A 17,463-nucleotide genomic window follows, 5' to 3' on the forward strand; every position below is an offset into this window, starting at 1 on the left:
GCCGACGATTCCGAGCCGGGGCGATGGAGTCGCACGCACCCTCTTTTCTTCGGCACAATGTTCGACATGGCCCGACGCAGCACCGCACCCCCTCCCGAGGACTTCGAGGAGCGCATCGTCGACATCGACGTGTCGTCCGAGATGCGCACGAGCTTCCTCGAGTACGCCTATTCCGTCATCTACCAGCGGGCGCTGCCCGACGCCCGCGACGGCCTCAAGCCGGTGCAGCGGCGCATCCTCTACTCGATGAGCGAGATGGGCCTGCGGCCCGACCGGGGGCACGTCAAGTCGTCCCGCGTGGTCGGCGACGTCATGGGCAAGCTCCACCCGCACGGCGACAGCGCCATCTACGACGCGCTGGTGCGGCTGGCGCAGCCGTTCTCGATGCGGCTGCCGCTGGTCGACGGCCACGGCAACTTCGGCTCGCCCGACGACCTGCCCGCGGCCATGCGTTACACCGAGGCCAGGCTGGCCCCGGCGGCGATGCTCATGGTGGAGTCGATCGACGAGGACACCGTCGACTTCAAGCCCAACTACGACGGGCAGGAGACGGAGCCGACGGTCATGCCGTCGGCGTTCCCCAACCTGCTGGTCAACGGCACCACCGGCATCGCGGTCGGCATGGCGACCAACATGGCGCCGCACAACCTGACCGAGGTCGTCGCCGCCGCCCGCCACCTGATCAAGAAGCCGGCGGCGACGCTCGACGAGCTGATGAAGTTCGTGCCCGGGCCCGACCTGCCGACCGGCGGCACCATCATCGGCCTGCAGGGCGTCCGCGACGCCTACGAGACCGGGCGCGGCACCTTCCGCATGCGGGCCACCTGCACGGTCGAGCAGATCACCCCGCGCCGCAAGGGCATCGTCGTCACCGAGCTGCCCTACAACGTCGGCCCCGAGCGCGTGGTCACCAAGATCAAAGAGCTGGTGACCAGCAAGAAGCTGCAGGGCATCGCCGATCTCAAGGACCTCACCGACCGGCACAAGGGCCTGCGCCTGGTCATCGAGATCAAGAACGGCTTCATCCCCGAGGCGGTGCTGGAGGAGCTCTACCGGCTGACGCCGATGGAGGAGACCTTCGGCATCAACAACGTCGCGCTGGTCGACGGCGAGCCGCGCACGCTCGGCCTGCGCGAGCTGCTCCAGGTGTACGTGAACCACCGGCTGGAGGTCGTCCGGCGGCGCTCGGAGTTCCGGCGCCGCAAGCGCGAGGACCGGCTCCACCTGGTCGACGGCCTGATCGTCGCGCTGCTCAACATCGACGAGGTCATCCAGGTGATCCGCGCGTCCGACGACTCGGCGCAGGCGCGCGAGCGGCTGATGAGCGTGTTCGACCTGACCGAGGTGCAGGCCTCCTACATCCTCGACACGCCGCTGCGCCGCCTGACCCGCTACGACAAGCTGGAGCTCGACCGCGAGAAGGAGACGCTCACCGAGGAGATCGCCGAGCTGACCGCGATCCTCTCGTCGGAGACGCGGCTGCGCCAGGTGGTCTCCGGCGAGCTGGCCGAGGTGTCGAAGAAGTACGGCACGCCGCGCCGCACCGAGCTGCGTGAGGCCTCCGGGCAGACCCGCACCCCGGTGGTGTCGCTGCAGGTGGCCGACGACCCGTGCCTGGCGCTGCTGTCGTCCACGGGCCTGCTGGCGCGCACCGCCGACGCCGAGCCGCTGGCGGCCGAGGGCGGCCGTTCGCCGCACGACGTGCTGGTCTCCGTCGTCCGCACGAGCGTGCGGGGCGAGGTGGGCGTGGTGACGTCGCAGGGCCGGCTGATCCGCGTCCAGGTGGTCGACCTGCCGACGCTGCCTGCCTCGGCCGCCCCGCCGACCCTGTCGGGCGGGCATCCGGTCTCCGAGTTCGTGTCGCTGGAGCCCGGCGAGACCGTGGTGGGGCTGGGTTCGCTCGACCCGTCGGGGCCGGGCCTGGCGCTCGGCACGGCGCAGGGCGTGATCAAGCGGGTGGTGCCCGAATACCCCGCCAACCGCGACGACTTCGAGGTGATCACGCTCAAGGACGGCGACACGGTGGTGGGCGCCGTCGAGCTGGAGTCCGAGGAGCACGACGTGGTGTTCATCACGTCCGAGGCCCAGTTGCTGCGTTTCCCGGCGTCGCTGGTCAGGCCGCAGGGGCGGCCGGCGGGCGGCATGGCGGGCGTCCGCCTCGACGGCGCCGCGCGGGTGATCTGGTTCGGTGTGGTCGACCCGTCCAGGCCCGCCCGGGTGGTGACGGTGGCGGGCTCGTCCACCGCGCTTCCCGGCACGCAGATCGGCGGCGGCAAGGTGTCCGACTACGCCGACTTCCCGGCCAAGGGCCGGGCCACGGGCGGGGTGCGCGCCCAGCGGTTCCTGAAGGGCGAGGACGTGCTGTTGCTGGCCTGGGCGGGCCCGGCGCCGGCCAGGGCGGTATCCCCGGTGGGCAAGCCGGTGCCGCTGCCCGAGGAGCTCGGCCGCCGCGACGGCTCCGGGGTCCGTCTCACCCACACCATCGGCGCCGTCGGCGGCGCCCTGGCCTCCGTCCCCACGCCCGCCTCCGCGACGCCGGAAGGCTGAGCCGGGTCCCATGTCACCCGTCCCGGTCTCCGGGGCGGGTCTCACAGGCGCGTGCCAGGAGGCCCAGGGTCAGGTCCGGCTCCAGGTCCTCGAAGTTCCACGCTCCCCGCCGGTAGGCGTGGTTGCTGACCCAGAAGGCCATCGTGCCGTCGCCTGGGGACAGCGCGTAGTTCGCCGGCGACCATCCGTTGCCTCCGTCGTGCCAGGCGATCCGGCCGTCGCCGGTGCCGCGGATGTTCCAGCCGTACGCGTACGCCTCGTCCGAGTCCGGCACCGGCGCGTACGCGGTGAAGAGCTTCTTCCTGGCTCGCCGCCGGCAGGACGGCGTCGCCGGTCAGCGCGCGGTGCCAGCGGAACAGGTCACGTGCGGTCGACAGCATGCCGCCGTTGCCCCGCAGGTTCCAGTGCGGGCCGTCGTCCGCCCACGGATGCTCGTACGGCCGGCCCCGGTCGCTCCCCCGGGCGTCGTACTCGACGGCGACCCGGTGGCGGTCCCAGCGGGGGAGCACGTAACCGGTCGCCGTCATTCCGGCGGGCCCGAACAGGTGCTCGGCCAGGAAGCCCTCGTAGCTCAGGCCGGAGACCCTCTCCACGATCGCGGCCAGCACGCTGTAGCCGGTGTTGGAGTAGCGGAACTCCGCTCCCGCCGGTTCGGCGGCCGGCGCCCCGACCAGCAGGCCGTCGCGCGACACCGGGTCGTGGTCGTCACCGAGCGCTTCCGGCAGGCCCGCGGTGTGCGTCAGCAGGTGGTGCAAGGTGATGCCGCGCTCGCCGCCGGGGAGCGGCCCGAGATGCGCGCTGATGGGGTCGGTCACCCGGAGCTCCCCCATCGCCTCCAGCTTCAGGATCGCCGCCGCGGTGAACTGCTTGGTGATCGACATGACGTCGTACACGGTGTCGCAGGTGGCGGCGATCCGCGCGGCGCGGTCGGCCAGGCCGAAGCCTTCGCAGTAGGTGATCCGGTCGCCGTGCGCGGTGATGACGGTGCCGCCTGACCCGTCGGGCAGTGTGCGCGCCAGGAAGCCGGCGACGTCCCGCCCTACTCCACCGCCTCCACCATGCTCGGCAGGGACCGGCTGCCGCGCGAGGAGCTCCTCGTGACGTTCGTCAGGGCCTGCGGTCTCGACGGGGACGACGCACGATCGTGGGTGACCGCCCGTGCGGAGATCGCCGCCGGCACGGCGGCCCCACCGGCGGTCCGGGAACGCCTGCGCCCGGTCGCCGTGGTGGCAGCCGCGCTGATCATGTCCTTCGCCGGCGGTGCCGCGTTCGCGGCGCATGCCGGGGGCGAGACGACAGCGGCCGAGGAGACGGTGATCCTCGGTCCGTGAGCTCGTGCCTGCTCACGTACCCGTGGAGGTCTTCTCGGGCAGGCGGCGGGCGAAGGCGGGGGCGCGTTCGGGGCGCGGGCCGACGCCGATGAGGTACGCCGGGACGTACGAGAGCGCCGGGAAGCGGCGCATGATCCACACCAGCGACCTGGGCGGCCCCGACCAGGTGCCCTGGATGACCCGCAGGGTGAACGCCCGGTGCAGCAGCCGCTGGAGGGTCTGCACGGCCACCGTCGGCATGAGGCGGCGGGCGCGGACGCGGGCGAGCGCGGCGGGCGTGGGCCGCCCCTTGCGCAGGGGTACGGCCAGGAGCGTCGCGGCGGCGACCGCGTCCTGGACCGCCAGGTTGATGCCGACGCCGCCGACCGGCGACATGGCGTGGGCCGCGTCGCCGATGCACAGCAGCCCGTCGGCGTGCCAGCGGGTCAGCCGGTTGAGCCGGACGTCCAGGTGCTTGACGTCGTCCATCGAGGTCAGCTCGTCCACCTCGCCGGCCAGCGCGGGCACCGCCGCGGCGATCTCGCGGCGGAGGGGTCCGAGCCCGCGGGCGCGGAACTCGCGGTCGTGGCCCTTGGGGCCGAGGTAGCCGACCTGGAAGTGGGTCTCGCGGGGCAGGACGATGAGCAGGCGGTCGCCGACGACGCGCGGGACGAGCGCCCCGATGCCGTTCTCCCGGTCGCGCGGCAGCCGGAACCACCACACGTCGAACGGCACCCCGTACTCCTTGACGCGCAGACCGGCCCCGCGGCGGGCGAGGGACCAGCGGCCGTCGCAGGCCAGGGTCAGGTCGGCGCGGATCTCCCCGTCCTGTCCGCCGGCGGTGCGGTAGCGCACCCCGGCGATCCGCCCGCCCTCGTGGATGAGACCGGTGACCTCGGTGCGCATCCGCAGGGTGAAGCCGGGCTCCTCGCGGGCGGCCCCGGCCAGCAGGTTCAGCAGGTCCCACTGCGGGACCATGGCGATGTACGGGCGGCGGACCTTGAGCCGCGACAGGTCTCCGATGACCACCGGCCCGTCGGCGGCCGGGAACGCGATCTCGGTGATGTGATATTGGGGCAGCCGGTCGAACCGGTCGCCCAGGCCCAGGTCGTCGAGCAGGGCGAGCGTCGACGGGTGGACGGTGTCGCCCCTGAAGTCCCGCAGGAAGTCGGCGTGCTTCTCCAGCACCGTCACCCGCACGCCCGCCCGGGCGAGCAGCAGCCCGGCGACCATGCCGGCGGGGCCGCCCCCGATGATGACGCAGTGTCCGGTCATCGCTCTCACCAGATTTCATCACTCGTTGAATAAGGTCATCTTGCGCCTCTGGTTCACTCTCGTCAAGAAACGTCTGTTATGAACCACGGCCCGTGTCCGATCTCTTGGCGAGAGCGCTCTCTGGGAGGTTCAGTGATCCGATTAAGAACTCCGCTGTGGGCCGCGGCGGCCGTGCTCGCCTCGCTCCTGGTGGCACCACCCGTGCAGGCGTCCGCCGAGCCGCACACCGTGACCGACTTCGAGTCCGCCACCCTGCCGCCCGGCGTGACCGGCTGGGGCAACGACGCGGCCTCCACCCCCACGCTCACCGTGACCCCCGCCGACGACCGTCCGGGCGCGGCGGCGGGCAACCGGGCGTTGAGCACCGTCTACACGGTCAGCCAGTGGGGCGGCTGGTCTCACGACCTGACCACCGCCCAGGACTGGTCACCGTACGAGGGATTCTCGTTCTGGGTGAAGGGCGCGGGCACCGGCCAGCGCGTCTTCTTCGAGGTCAAGGACGGAGGAGGTGGCGCGGGCAGCGCCGAGCTGTTCGAGTCGTCGTTCACCGACGACACCGCCGGATGGCGGCAGGTCAGCGTGCCGTTCGCGGACTTCACCCGCCGCGCCGACTACCAGCCGGGCGGCTCGCCCACCGACGGCGAGCTGGACCTGATCGCCATGTGGGGCTACTCGATGCGGCTCCCCGCCGCCTCCTCGGGCACGCTGCTCTGGGACGACGTCCAGGTGTACGGGACGGCGCCGCCCCGGCCGGCCCGGCTGGCCACCGACGAGCCGGTCTACCCGGTCAAGGAGCGCGGCTCGGCCGAGGTGCGGGTGTCCGTCAGCACGGCCACCGGCGGGCCGCTCCCCTCGGACCTGACCGTGCACTACGCCACCGGCGCCGGCACCGCCACGCCCGGCGAGGACTACACCCCCGCCGCGGGCACGCTCACCTTCCCGGCGGGCACCCCCTCGGGCACGGCCAGATCGTTCCTGGTCAGGACCAAGGGCGACCGCGACGCCGAGGTCGCCGAGACCATCCCGATCCTGCTGTCCGGCGAGGGCGTCAGGCCGCCGGCCGAGAACCCGGTCGTCGTCATCGACGCGCACGGCCTGCCGTACCTGGACGAACGCAGGCCCGTCAGACAGCGGGTGGCCGACCTGCTCGGCCGGATGACGCTGGAGGAGAAGGCCGGGCAGATGACGCAGGCCGAGCGCGGCGCGCTCGGCAGCCAGAACGACATCGCCGCCTACCTGCTCGGCTCGCTCCTGTCGGGCGGCGGTTCCACGCCGGCCACCAACACGCCCGAGGCGTGGGCGGACATGATCGACGGCTTCCAGCTCCGCGCCCGGCAGACCCGGCTGCAGATCCCGCTCATCTACGGCGTGGACGCGGTGCACGGCCACAACAACGTGGTCGGGGCGACTATCTTCCCGCACAACGTCGGGCTGGGCGCCGCCCGCGACCCCGCACTCACCGAGCGGACGGGGAAGATCACCGCACGCGAGGTGAAGGCGACCGGCGTCCCGTGGAACTTCTCGCCGTGCCTGTGCGTGTCCCGCGACGACCGGTGGGGCCGCGCGTACGAGTCCTTCGGCGAGGACCCCGCGCTGGTGAAGCGGATGGCGACGATCATCGACGGGATGCAGGAGAACGGCGTCCTGGCCACCGCCAAGCACTACGTCGGCGACGGCGGCACCACGTACGGCTCGTCCACGACCGGGAACTACACCATCGACCAGGGCGTCACCGAGGTGAGCCGGGCCGAGCTGGAGGCGATCCACCTGTCGCCGTTCGCCGAGGCGGTGAAGCGTGAGGTGGCGACGGTCATGCCGTCGTTCTCCAGCGTGGACTCCGGCGACGGGCCGCTGAAGATGCACGCGCACCGGGAGCTGATCACGGACGTGCTGAAGGGGCGGCTCCGGTTCAAGGGGTTCGTGGTCAGCGACTGGCAGGCGATCGACCAGATCCCCGGCGACTACGCGAGCGACGTGCGGACCTCGGTGAACGCCGGGCTGGACATGATCATGGTGCCGTACGCGTACCAGGAGTTCGTCGGCGCGCTGAAGGCCGAGGCGCGGGCCGGGCGGATCCCGATGTCGCGGATCGACGACGCGGTCGCCAGGATCCTCACCCAGAAGTTCGAGGCGGGCCTGTTCGAGCGCCCGTACGCGGACCGGTCACGGCTGGCCGAGGTGGGCTCGCCCGCGCACCGCGAGGTGGCCCGCGAGGCCGCCGCCCGCTCGCAGGTGCTGCTGAAGAACGACGGCGGCCTGCTGCCGCTGGACCGGGACGCCCGCGTGTACGTGGCGGGCTCGAACGCCGACGACATCGGCAACCAGTCCGGCGGCTGGACCATCACCTGGCAGGGCTCGTCCGGGCCGATCACGCCGGGCACCACGATCCTGTCGGCGATCCGGAAGCGCGCCCCGTCCGTCACCTACTCGCGCGACGCCTCGGCGCCGCTCGACGGGCATGACGTGGGCGTGGTGGTCGTCGGCGAGACCCCGTACGCGGAAGGCCAGGGCGACGTGGGCGTCAATGGGCGCACGCTGAACCTGACCGGCGCGGACCGGGCCGCGATCGACCGGGTGTGCGGGGCGATGGACTGCGTGGTGCTGGTCGTCTCCGGCCGGCCGCTGCTGCTCGGCGACCTGTCGCGGGTGGAGGCCGTGGTGGCGGCCTGGCTGCCGGGCACCGAGGGCGACGGCGTGGCCGACCCGTTGTTCGGCGCGGTCCCGTACACCGGGCGGCTCCCGTTCACCTGGTTCCGCGGCGAGGAGCAGGTGCCGATCAACGTCGGCGACGCCTCCTACGACCCGCTCTACCCGTACGGGTGGGGGCTGCGCACGGACTCCGGCCTCGACCGGCTCAAGAAGGTACGCGACCGGCTGCTCAAGGGCGACGGACCGGCGAAGGCAGCGGCGGCGGCGCTGACCCCGGCGCTCCGTCCCGGCAACTGGCACCCCGGCGGCACCATCCGGAGCACCGCGGCCGTCCAGAGTGCGGCGGCGCTGCTCGAAAGGTCGCGCAGCGCCACCTTCCAGCAGGGTGACACGGTCGTCTCGGTGGCCAGGGACGCCGCCCAGGCGGCCGGCAAGCGGTTCGACCTGCAGGCGCGGGCGGACCACGAACTGGCCTCCGGCGACCTGAGCGAGGCGGTGGAACTGCTGGCGCGGTCGGCCCGCTAGACCGTCAGGCAGAACGGGTGTCCGGCCGGGTCGAGGAAGACCCTGAAAGCGTCGTCCTCGCTCGGCTGGACCTCCGCCTTGGTCGCGCCGATCTCCAGCACCCGTTTCTCCGCGTCGTCGAGATCGTCCACCCGAAGGTCGAGGTGGAGCTGCTGCGGCCGCTCCCCCTCCGGCCACATCGGCGGCCGGTAGTCCTCCACCAGCTGGAACGCCAGCCGGTCCGGCGATCCGCCGTCGCTCACCACCACCCAGCCGTCGTCCTCGTCCGTGATCGGCCAGCCGAGCAGGCGGGAGTAGAACCGGGCCAGAGCCGACGGGTCCGGGCAGTCGAACACCGTCGACCGGAACCGGGCGATGCCTTCCATGGATTCACCTCCGACAGGGACGACCGGCGACAATGGGAGACATGGCTGCGCATTCGTTCATGGTTCCGCTCGGCACACCCGCACCGCACTTCGACCTGACGGCCGTCGACGGCGGCAGTGTGTCCCTCGCCGACCTCGAAGGCTCCCCCGCCACCCTCGTGATCTTCCTGTCGAACCACTGCCCCTACGTCCGCCACATCGAGCACGGACTCGGGCAGCTGACCGCCGAATACGGCTCCCGCCTTTCGGTCGTCGCGATCTGCAGCAACGACAGCGTGAACTACCCCGACGACGATCCCACACACCTGGCCGAGCAGGCGGCCAGGGCCGGCTTCACCTTCCCCTACCTGCTCGACGACACACAGGAGGTGGCCAAGGCCTACCGCGCGGCCTGCACGCCCGACTTCTTCCTGTACGACGCCGCTCTGAAGCTGGCCTACCGGGGCGAGTTCGACGGCGCCAGGCCGGGCAACAAGGTCCCGGTGACGGGCGCCTCGCTCCGGGCCGCCGTCGACGCGCTGCTGGCCGGCAAGCCCGTCGAGGACGACCAGACGCCGTCGCTGGGCTGCGGCATCAAGTGGAAGCCGGGCAACGAACCGGCCTGAGGAGCCGGGGGCCGCACGTCAGCATGGTCTGGTGCCGTGTTCCTGGTCGCGCCGCCCGGCGGCGGTGATCGCCGCCGGGAGCGACAGGAGGAGCTCGTGCGGCTCGGCTCCCTCCCACGTGCGCACGAGCCGGGTGCCGGCCTCGCCGGGGTCGAACGCCTCGCAGCCGAGCGGCCCGTAGCAGCCGGCCTGGTCGAGCATGAGGATCAGCGGGTCGTCGTCGGCCAGCCCGCCGGCGTAGGCGGCGGCGTCGAGCAGGGCCAGCGTGCGCCTGGCGTTGCATCCGCCGTCGTCGGACTCCACTCGATCCAGACAGCGCCGGGCCTGGGCACGGAGATACGCGGCAAGCGATTCGGACCTGCTCAAGACGACCTTCTTCGATCATGCGCACAATGGGCTACGGAATCATCACGCAAAGTTAGCAGTGATCGCGTGAGCTTGCTCACCTCCGGCGAATTCGTGGCCCCCGGACGCATCGACGAAACGGTCATGGGGGATCATCTTTGGCATGGATGCGTTCGACGACCTCTTTGCCGCCAACGCCGAGTTCGCCCGCACCTTCCGCGGGTCCGACCTGACCGGGCGCGCGGCACGTGGGCTGGCAGTAGTCACCTGCATGGACTCGCGTATCGACCCGCTCGGCCTGCTGGGGCTGCAGCCGGGCGACGCGAAGATCCTGAGGAACGCCGGCGCGCGGGTCACCGACGACGTCCTGCGTACGCTCGTGCTGGCGGTCTACCTGCTGGGGGTGGAGCGGGTGCTGGTCATGCCGCACACCGACTGCGGCATGACCAAGGCCACCGACGCGGACGTGCACCAGCTGACCCGTGACCAGGGCGTGGACACCCGGAGCCTGGAGTTCCACATGGTGCCGGACCAGACCGAGGCTCTCGTGCACGACCTGACCCGCATCACGTCGTCACCGTTCCTGCCGGCGGGCATGCCGGTCGTGGGCGCCGTCTACGACGTGAAGACGGGCCGCCTGATCCCGCTCGGCTGACCCCCGGGCGCGGGGTCAGGCGTCGATGTGGTCGCGGTCGACCTCGGCGGCGCTCTTGACGATGAACTCGCGGCGCGGGGCCACGTCGCTGCCCATCAGCAGGCTGAAGATCTGCTCCGCCTCCTCGGCGGCCTCGATGCGGACGCGGCGCAGGATGCGGTGGCGCGGGTCCATGGTGGTCTCGGCCAGCTGGTCGGCGTCCATCTCGCCGAGGCCCTTGTAGCGCTGGACCGGGTCCTTCCAGCGCTTGCCGCGCCGCTCCAGGTCGCGCAGCACCTTGTGCAGCTCGGCGTCGGAGTAGCAGTAGATGTACTTGTCCTTGCCGCGCCCGGGGTTGGTCAGCTCGATGCGGTGGAGCGGGGGGACCGCGGCGAAGACCCTGCCCGCCTCCACCATGGGCCGCATGTAGCGGTGGAAGAGCGTGAGCAGCAGGCAGCGGATGTGGGCGCCGTCGACGTCGGCGTCGGCCATGAGAATGATCTTGCCGTAGCGGGCGGCGTCGATGTCGAAGGAGCGGCCGGAGCCCGCGCCGACGACCTGGATGATGGCGGCGCACTCGGCGTTCTTCAGCATGTCGCTGACGGACGCCTTCTGCACGTTGAGGATCTTGCCGCGGATCGGCAGCAGGGCCTGGAACTCGGAGTCGCGGGCCAGCTTGGCGGTGCCTAGGGCGGAGTCGCCCTCGACGATGAACAGCTCGCTGCGGTCGACGTCGTCACTGCGGCAGTCGACGAGCTTGGCGGGCAGCGCGGAGTTCTCCAGTGCGCTCTTGCGGCGCTGGTTCTCGCGGTGCTCGCGGGCGGCGATGCGGGCCTTGGCGGCGGCGACGATCTTCTCCAGCACCGCGCGCAGCGGCTGCTTGTAGCCGCGCGGCGGATTGTCGAACAGCTCCTTGAGATCGCGGCTGACGACGTGGGAGACGATGCGGGCGGCGGCGGAGGTGCCGAGGACCTCCTTGGTCTGGCCCTCGAACTGCGGCTCCGGCACGCGGACGGTGACGACCGCGGTGAGCCCTTCGAGGATGTCCTCCTTGGTGACGGGGTCGTCGCCGTTCTTGAGCAGGCGGGTCTCGCGGAGCTGCTCGTTGATCGTGCGGACGAGGCCGCGCTCGAAGCCGTTGACGTGGGTGCCGCCCTTGGGGGTGGCGATCACGTTGACGAAGGAGCGGACCGTGGACTCGTACCCCTTGCCCCAGCGCACGGCCACGTCGACGCTGAGCTCGCGCTGGACCTCGGTGGAGGTCATGTGGCCCTGGTCGTCGAGGACGGGCACGGTCTCGCGGAAGTGGCCCACGCCCTGCAGCCGCAGCACGTCGCAGACGGCCTCGTCGCGGGCGAGGAACTCGGTGAACTCGGAGATGCCGCCCTCGAAGCGGAACTCGTCGCGGACCTGCTCCTCGTGGCGGCTGTCGACGACGGCGAGGGTGAGGCCGGGCACCAGGAAGGCGGTCTGGCGGAGCCGGACGTGGATCTCGTCGAGCGACACCTCGGCGTCGGGCAGGAAGATCTGCTTGTCGGCCCAGAAGCGCACGCGGGTGCCGGTGACCTTCTCGGGCAGCTTGCCGCCGTCGCGCAGGCCGGACTTCTTCTTGAACTTGGCGGTCGGCTCCGGCCCGTCGAACACGCCGGGCACGCCGCGCCGGAAGCTCATCTCGTGGACCTTGCCGTCGCGGTCGACCTGGATGTCGAGCCGCGCCGACAGGGCGTTGACCACGGAGGCGCCGACGCCGTGGAGGCCTCCCGAGGCGGTGTAGGAGCCGCCGCCGAACTTGCCGCCCGCGTGGAGCTTGGTGTAGACCAGCTCGACGCCCGCCAGGCCGCTCTTGGGCTCGACGTCGACGGGGATGCCGCGGCCGTTGTCGCGCACCTCGATGGAGCCGTCGGCGTGGAGCTCGACCTCGATGCGGTCGCAGTGGCCGCCCAGCGCCTCGTCGACGCCGTTGTCGACGATCTCCCAGAGGCAGTGCATGAGCCCGCGGCTGTCGGTGGATCCGATGTACATCCCCGGGCGCTTGCGGACGGCCTCGAGGCCCTCGAGCACCGAGAGGTGCCGAGCCGTGTAACCCGCCTCCACTACCGTCACTCCAGCCCTCCGGGTCTATAGTTCGAACACGTGTGCGTAGCTTACCGTTCTTCCCTTACGCACGCGTACAAGCTTGCCATGGCGCCATGTTTGCCGTTACCAGCAGGGTGATCCCCATTACTTTCGGACACATTCCGCTCTGGGCGTAGAGACCTGTGGGTTGGGAACGTCCACGTCCGGTTAGATGTTGTTCCAAGTGACTGACGCCAGATCCTCGCTTCGGCGGGGGTGACCCGAAAGGCGATACGTGACTGGAGCTCTTGCCCCCGTTAAGCCGCTGACGGCCCTCGACCGCTGCGACCGTTGCGGTGCCCAGGCGTACATTCGCGCGACCCTGCCGGTAGGTGGGGAGCTGCTGTTCTGCGCCCACCATGGGCGTAAGCACATCGCGGCGCTGCGCGAGAAGGGCGCTGACATCCTGGACGAGTCGGCACGTCTCAGCGAAACACCGAAGATAAGCCCCAACGACGAGCGCTGACGTGCTCGCCGTGATGACATAACCACATATATCTCGACAAGACGGCGATCCCGGCTCAACCGGGATCGCCGTCTTGCCTCCACGACCCAGCCCGCCCTCCGCCCAGACAGCAGCACGCCCACAGGGCCCACCGGCGGCCACACGCGGCGCACACCCCCGGCACCCGCGCACGAACACGAGCAGCTCACGCTCCGGGCTCCCCAAGCCGAGCACGTACGTATGCGCTCCCGCCGCACGAGCACGTACATGTGACACTCCCGCCGCACAAGGCCGGGCATATGACGCTCCCGCCGCACGGTGCCGGGCGCGCACGCATTCGCCCCATGCGACCCACATCCCACCTCTGAGCGCGGACACGTGCGGCACGCCGGATGCCCGAAACACCCGCACGAGTCACGCACCCTCCGTTCGAAAGCGGACAGCGAGGCGCGTGCGCCGGACGCCCCAGACCGAACCCGTACGAGTCACGCACCTGCCGTCCGCGACCAGGCACGCGAGACATGTGCGCCGGATCCCCGAAACTGCACCCGTACGAGCCCCCCACCCACCCGGGACCGGACACGAACGCCGCAGACAACGGACGCCCCAGACTGAACCCGCACAAACTACGCACCCGCCGTCCGCGACCGGGCACGCGAGACATGCGCGCCGGATCCCCGAAACTGCACCCGTACGAGCCCCCCACCCACCCGGGACCGGACACGAACACCGCAGACAACGGACGCCCCAGACTGAACCCGCACAAATCACGCACCCGCCGTCCGGGACCGGACACCCGCGCCGCACACGCTGGACGTCTGAGGCCGATCCCGCACAAATCACGCACCCACCGTCCGCGACCGGACACGCGCGGCGCCAGCGTCCAGGGCCGGAGGGCGCGGGTCCATGGTTGAGCGCACACGGTAGTGGTAGCCGCCCTTCTGTTCCAGGCCCTCGCTCCGGTAGAGGTTCCGCGCGGCCGTGTTGCGCTCCGTGACGACCAGGTACGCGCTCCGCACCCCGCTCTCAACGGCCAGGGCGCGCAGCACGGCACGGGCCAGGCCGCGACGGCGGGCCGACGGCAGCGTGGCCATGCAGTAGACGCCGAGCGTGTCGCCCTGCGGCACGCCCCGTCCGACGGCCACCGGAGCCCCGTCCTCCTCGACGGCCGCGTAGAGCGCCGGCACGCCGGTCACGATCCGCTCGGCCGCCTCCAGCCCGGTGCCGTAGCGGCCGTCGACCTCCCACCACGCCTCCAGCCAGCCCCGCCAGGGCCGCGGCTCGACCCGTACCGGCACCGTGGGCTCACCGGAGATCGTGCCGGACATGACGACGGTGGGATCCACCAGCGCGTACCCACGCGCGTCCAACGCGCGGTCCAGTCCCGGCGGCGCGCCGGCGCCGATCGAGAAGGCGCACGCAGCCCCGCGCTCCGCGTAGAACTCCTCGGCGACCCGGATGGCGGCAAGAAGATCGTCCGGCACGAGCGACTCCCCCACGGCGAGCACCGAGTTGGCCCGCTTCGTCACGCCTCCCGCGTAGCGCAACACCCAGCCGCCGAGCACCCGCCGCTCCCAGGCCGGCCACGCCCCGTCCACCAGAAGATCGACATCCACCCGCGCAGCCTAGCTGACCTGCACCTCCCGCCACCTCCCCCAGCCGGGCGCGGGTAACGAAAATCGGCCCAGCGGACCCGCACCTCCCGGCACCACCCCCAGCCGGACCCCGGTGACGGAAACCAGCCCAGCAGACCTGCACCTCCCGGCACCACCCCCGCCTGGACCCCGGTGACGGAAACCAGCCCAGCGGACCCACACCTCCCGGCACCACCCCCAGCCGGACGCGGGTGACGGAAACCGGCCGAACGGATCCGTACCTCCCCGGCACCGCCCCCCGGACGTGAGTGGCGGAAATCGGCCCAGCGGATCGCCACAACCCCCTGACCAGGCACAGCGGCGATTCACCGCCAGTAAGCTGCGGGACGTGCTCATTCTGCTGCCCCCGTCGGAGGGCAAGGCTTCGGCAGGCGACGGGCCGCCCGTCGGCGACCTGTCGTTCCCCAAGCTCGACCGCCCCCGCAAGCGGGTGCTGAACGCCCTCGTCCGCGCGTCCCGCCGGCGGAACGCCCTGGAGGTGCTCGGGCTGTCCCCCGGCCTGGCACCGGAACTCGCGAAAAATCTGGAACTCCAGACGGCGCCGACGCTACCCGCCGGCGAGCTCTACACCGGGGTGCTGTACGACAACCTGGCCCTGAGCGAGTTCTCCCCTGAGGCCCGGGCCAGGGCCGAGGAGCACGTGCTGATCTTCTCGGGCCTGTGGGGCGTGCTACGGCTCGCTGACCGCATCCCGCCCTACCGGCTGGCCATGGGGGTCAGTCTGCCGCCGATCGGCCCTCTGGCGGCATTCTGGAGGCCCCTGATCACCCCGGAGCTGGAGCGGCTGCCCGGGCTGGTGGTGGACCTGCGCTCCTCCGCGTACGCGGCCGCCTGGCGGCCGGGCTCGCGCGGCGTGTCCGTACGGGTGCTCAAGGGCGGCAAGGTCGTCAGCCACATGGCCAAGGCCACCCGCGGCGAGGTCGCCAGGCGGCTCCTGGAGAGCGGCCTCGCACCGGAGACCCCGGACGAGCTGGTCAAGACCCTGGAGGACCTCGGCTACCAGGTGACGCTCACGGGCGGCAGACTCGACGTCCTCCTGCCCTGAACGCCGGGCAGCGGAAAGGGCACGGCCCGCGAGTGGCCGTGCCCTTTCCCGCGCGTCGACCTAATCGAGGTAGTCGCGCAGAACCTGCGAACGGGACGGGTGGCGGAGCTTGGACATCGTCTTCGACTCGATCTGCCGGATGCGCTCGCGCGTCACCCCGTAGACCTTGCCGATCTCGTCCAGCGTCTTGGGCTGCCCGTCGGTGAGGCCGAAGCGCATCGACACCACACCGGCCTCGCGCTCCGACAGGGTGTCGAGCACCGAGTGGAGCTGCTCCTGCAGGAGCGTGAAGCTGACCGCGTCGGCCGGGACGATGGCCTCGGAGTCCTCGATGAGGTCACCGAACTCGCTGTCGCCCTCCTCGCCCAGAGGCGTGTGGAGGGAGATCGGCTCGCGGCCGTACTTCTGGACCTCGACGACCTTCTCGGGGGTCATGTCGAGCTCGCGGGCCAGCTCCTCCGGGGTCGGCTCGCGGCCGAGGTCCTGGAGCATCTGCCGCTGGACGCGGGCCAGCTTGTTGATCACTTCGACCATGTGGACCGGGATGCGGATGGTCCGCGCCTGGTCGGCCATGGCCCGGGTGATCGCCTGCCGGATCCACCAGGTGGCGTAGGTGGAGAACTTGTAGCCCTTGGTGTAGTCGAACTTCTCGACCGCGCGGATCAGGCCCAGGTTGCCCTCCTGGATCAGGTCCAGGAAGAGCATGCCGCGGCCGGTGTAGCGCTTGGCCAGCGAGACCACGAGGCGGAGGTTGGCCTCCAGCAGGTGGTTCTTGGCCCGGCGGCCGTCTTCGGCGATCCACTCCAGCTCGGCGCGGACGTCGACCGGGAGGCCGTCGCCGTCGCTGGCGAGCTGCTCCTCGGCGAACAGGCCCGCCTCGATGCGCTTGGCGAGCTCGACCTCCTGCTCGGCGTTGAGCAGGGGGACCTTGCCGATCTGCTTCAGATAGTCCTTGACCGGGTCGGCGGTCGCTCCGGCGGCGGCGACCTGCGCCACGGGCGCGTCGTCGTCGTCATCGGAGAGGATGAGGACCTCGTCCTCGCTCTTCTCCTTGACCGCCGGGGCCGTCTCGGCCTTCGGCTCGTCCTCGGTGTCGTCGTCGGAGTCGCCCTCGGACTCGGAGTCGCCCTCGGCGACGATCTCCTCGTCGTCGACCTCGATGTCTTCGAGGTCTTCCAGCTCCACGTCGCCGTCGAGCTCGATGTCGTCGTCGTCGACCTCGGACTTGACGCCGTCGGAGGTCTTCTGCTTGGTCTCGGCAGGCCCAGCGCTCTCCGGCTTGGCCTTCTTGGCGGGGGCGCCCTTGACCGGGGCCGCCTTCTTGGCCGCGGGAGCGGCCTTCTTGGCGGGGGCCGGCTTCTTCGGCGCGGGCTCGGCTTCGGCGGTGCCGACGACCGCGGTCACGGTCTCCGGCTGCTGCTCTTTGGCGGCCGCCGCCGTCTTGCTCTTGACGGGCGCGGCGGTCTGGCGCTTTGCTGAACCTCGAGACTTCTTCTTCGGCGCAGCCGAATCCGCGGCGGTCACCACCACGGTCACGCCCTCTTTGCTGAGGTTCCGCAAGAACGCGGCGGCGTGCGACATGGGGATGTCCGCCTCCTCGAAGGCCTGACGGACATCCTCAGACTCGAGGAAACCCTGCGAGCGCCCACGCTCGAGCAGTCGCTGAATGACGGGCTCGTTCAGCTCTTGTGGCTTCGAGCGAGTCGAACTTGCAGGCGACACGAACACCTCTCGAACGAACGCGTGGCGACAATGGACCCAGATGCCCGCTAGGGGGCTGTTGCCTCTCTCGGAGATCGGTGAGGCCGTGCGGACCGCTACGGACCTTCCAGCATTCTGGCACGCCCACGCACTCCATACGGCCACCTCCCGGCGGTTGTCCTCCACCCTAGGCCGACGGAGAGAGTAGTGCGTACGCAAGGGCGGCACTGATACCCGAAAGCAACCC

General features: G+C 71.1%; 13 protein-coding genes. 6 read left to right on the forward strand and 7 right to left on the reverse strand.

Going from position 1 to position 17,463, the window contains the following annotated elements; all coding sequences use genetic code 11:
* Window positions 1-57 precede the first annotated feature (57 nt).
* Complete coding sequence (locus ACIBF7_RS19020; protein ID WP_397197714.1) at window positions 58-2,547, forward strand: DNA topoisomerase (ATP-hydrolyzing) subunit A; 2,490 nt, start codon at window positions 58-60, stop codon at window positions 2,545-2,547.
* 41 nt (window positions 2,548-2,588) lie between these two features.
* Here the strand turns inward: ACIBF7_RS19020 and ACIBF7_RS19025 are convergent, their stop codons facing one another.
* Both ACIBF7_RS19025 and ACIBF7_RS19030 read right to left on the reverse strand, forming a co-directional pair.
* Complete coding sequence (locus ACIBF7_RS19025) at window positions 2,589-3,827, reverse strand: serine hydrolase domain-containing protein (RefSeq protein ID WP_397197715.1); 1,239 nt, start codon at window positions 3,825-3,827, stop codon at window positions 2,589-2,591.
* A 63-nt stretch (window positions 3,828-3,890) separates the two neighbouring features.
* Complete coding sequence (locus ACIBF7_RS19030; protein ID WP_397197716.1) at window positions 3,891-5,132, reverse strand: FAD-dependent oxidoreductase; 1,242 nt, start codon at window positions 5,130-5,132, stop codon at window positions 3,891-3,893.
* Between the two features lie 132 nt (window positions 5,133-5,264).
* Between ACIBF7_RS19030 and ACIBF7_RS19035 the strand changes: the two genes are divergently transcribed.
* Window positions 5,265-8,306, forward strand: a complete 3,042-nt coding sequence (locus tag ACIBF7_RS19035; protein ID WP_397197717.1) for a glycoside hydrolase family 3 N-terminal domain-containing protein — start codon at window positions 5,265-5,267, stop codon at window positions 8,304-8,306.
* On the opposite strand, the gene ACIBF7_RS19040 is transcribed toward ACIBF7_RS19035, so the two are convergent.
* Window positions 8,303-8,671, reverse strand: coding sequence for a VOC family protein (locus ACIBF7_RS19040; RefSeq protein ID WP_148030171.1), 369 nt, complete (start codon window positions 8,669-8,671; stop codon window positions 8,303-8,305). The genes ACIBF7_RS19035 and ACIBF7_RS19040 overlap by 4 nt on opposite strands.
* Window positions 8,672-8,712: 41 nt before the next feature.
* Between ACIBF7_RS19040 and ACIBF7_RS19045 the strand changes: the two genes are divergently transcribed.
* A complete protein-coding gene (locus ACIBF7_RS19045; protein WP_397197718.1) occupies window positions 8,713-9,276 on the forward strand; it encodes a thioredoxin family protein in 564 nt (187 codons plus the stop codon).
* 18 nt (window positions 9,277-9,294) lie between these two features.
* Here ACIBF7_RS19045 and ACIBF7_RS19050 read toward each other — a convergent pair whose 3' ends face one another.
* Window positions 9,295-9,642 carry a hypothetical protein gene (locus tag ACIBF7_RS19050; RefSeq protein ID WP_397197719.1) on the reverse strand — a complete coding sequence of 116 codons (348 nt, stop codon included), beginning with the start codon at window positions 9,640-9,642 and terminating at the stop codon, window positions 9,295-9,297.
* A gap of 142 nt (window positions 9,643-9,784) precedes the next feature.
* Here ACIBF7_RS19050 and ACIBF7_RS19055 point away from each other — a divergent pair, with 142 nt between their 5' ends.
* A complete protein-coding gene (locus ACIBF7_RS19055; protein ID WP_397197720.1) occupies window positions 9,785-10,276 on the forward strand; it encodes a beta-class carbonic anhydrase in 492 nt (163 codons plus the stop codon).
* 15 nt (window positions 10,277-10,291) lie between these two features.
* On the opposite strand, the gene ACIBF7_RS19060 is transcribed toward ACIBF7_RS19055, so the two are convergent.
* On the reverse strand, window positions 10,292-12,358 hold the full coding sequence (locus ACIBF7_RS19060) for a type IIA DNA topoisomerase subunit B (protein ID WP_148030167.1): 2,067 nt from the start codon (window positions 12,356-12,358) through the stop codon (window positions 10,292-10,294).
* Between the two features lie 247 nt (window positions 12,359-12,605).
* Here ACIBF7_RS19060 and ACIBF7_RS19065 point away from each other — a divergent pair, with 247 nt between their 5' ends.
* Window positions 12,606-12,836, forward strand: coding sequence for a hypothetical protein (locus ACIBF7_RS19065; RefSeq protein WP_148030166.1), 231 nt, complete (start codon window positions 12,606-12,608; stop codon window positions 12,834-12,836).
* A gap of 818 nt (window positions 12,837-13,654) precedes the next feature.
* On the opposite strand, the gene ACIBF7_RS19070 is transcribed toward ACIBF7_RS19065, so the two are convergent.
* Complete coding sequence (locus ACIBF7_RS19070) at window positions 13,655-14,431, reverse strand: GNAT family N-acetyltransferase (RefSeq protein ID WP_397197721.1); 777 nt, start codon at window positions 14,429-14,431, stop codon at window positions 13,655-13,657.
* A gap of 367 nt (window positions 14,432-14,798) precedes the next feature.
* Here ACIBF7_RS19070 and ACIBF7_RS19075 point away from each other — a divergent pair, with 367 nt between their 5' ends.
* Window positions 14,799-15,515, forward strand: a complete 717-nt coding sequence (locus ACIBF7_RS19075; protein WP_397197722.1) for a YaaA family protein — start codon at window positions 14,799-14,801, stop codon at window positions 15,513-15,515.
* A 60-nt stretch (window positions 15,516-15,575) separates the two neighbouring features.
* On the opposite strand, the gene ACIBF7_RS19080 is transcribed toward ACIBF7_RS19075, so the two are convergent.
* The gene (locus ACIBF7_RS19080; protein WP_271279508.1) at window positions 15,576-17,237 is read right to left on the reverse strand and encodes an RNA polymerase sigma factor; all 1,662 of its coding nucleotides are present in this window, start codon (window positions 17,235-17,237) and stop codon (window positions 15,576-15,578) included.
* Window positions 17,238-17,463 lie beyond the last annotated feature (226 nt).

It is taken from the genome of Nonomuraea sp. NPDC050478 (genome assembly GCF_044458265.1).
Lineage (GTDB): Bacteria > Actinomycetota > Actinomycetes > Streptosporangiales > Streptosporangiaceae > Nonomuraea > Nonomuraea ferruginea.

Coding starts and splice junctions, on each gene's coding strand:
- ACIBF7_RS19045 (WP_397197718.1), top strand. CDS start 8,713: ATGGCTGCGCATTCGTTCATGGTTCCGCTCGGCACACCCGCACCGCAC.
- ACIBF7_RS19055 (WP_397197720.1), top strand. CDS start 9,785: ATGGATGCGTTCGACGACCTCTTTGCCGCCAACGCCGAGTTCGCCCGC.
- ACIBF7_RS19030 (WP_397197716.1), bottom strand. CDS start 5,132: ATGACCGGACACTGCGTCATCATCGGGGGCGGCCCCGCCGGCATGGTC.
- ACIBF7_RS19040 (WP_148030171.1), bottom strand. CDS start 8,671: ATGGAAGGCATCGCCCGGTTCCGGTCGACGGTGTTCGACTGCCCGGAC.
- ACIBF7_RS19020 (WP_397197714.1), top strand. CDS start 58: ATGTTCGACATGGCCCGACGCAGCACCGCACCCCCTCCCGAGGACTTC.
- ACIBF7_RS19025 (WP_397197715.1), bottom strand. CDS start 3,827: ATGCGCCGCGAACGCGGCACCGCCGGCGAAGGACATGATCAGCGCGGC.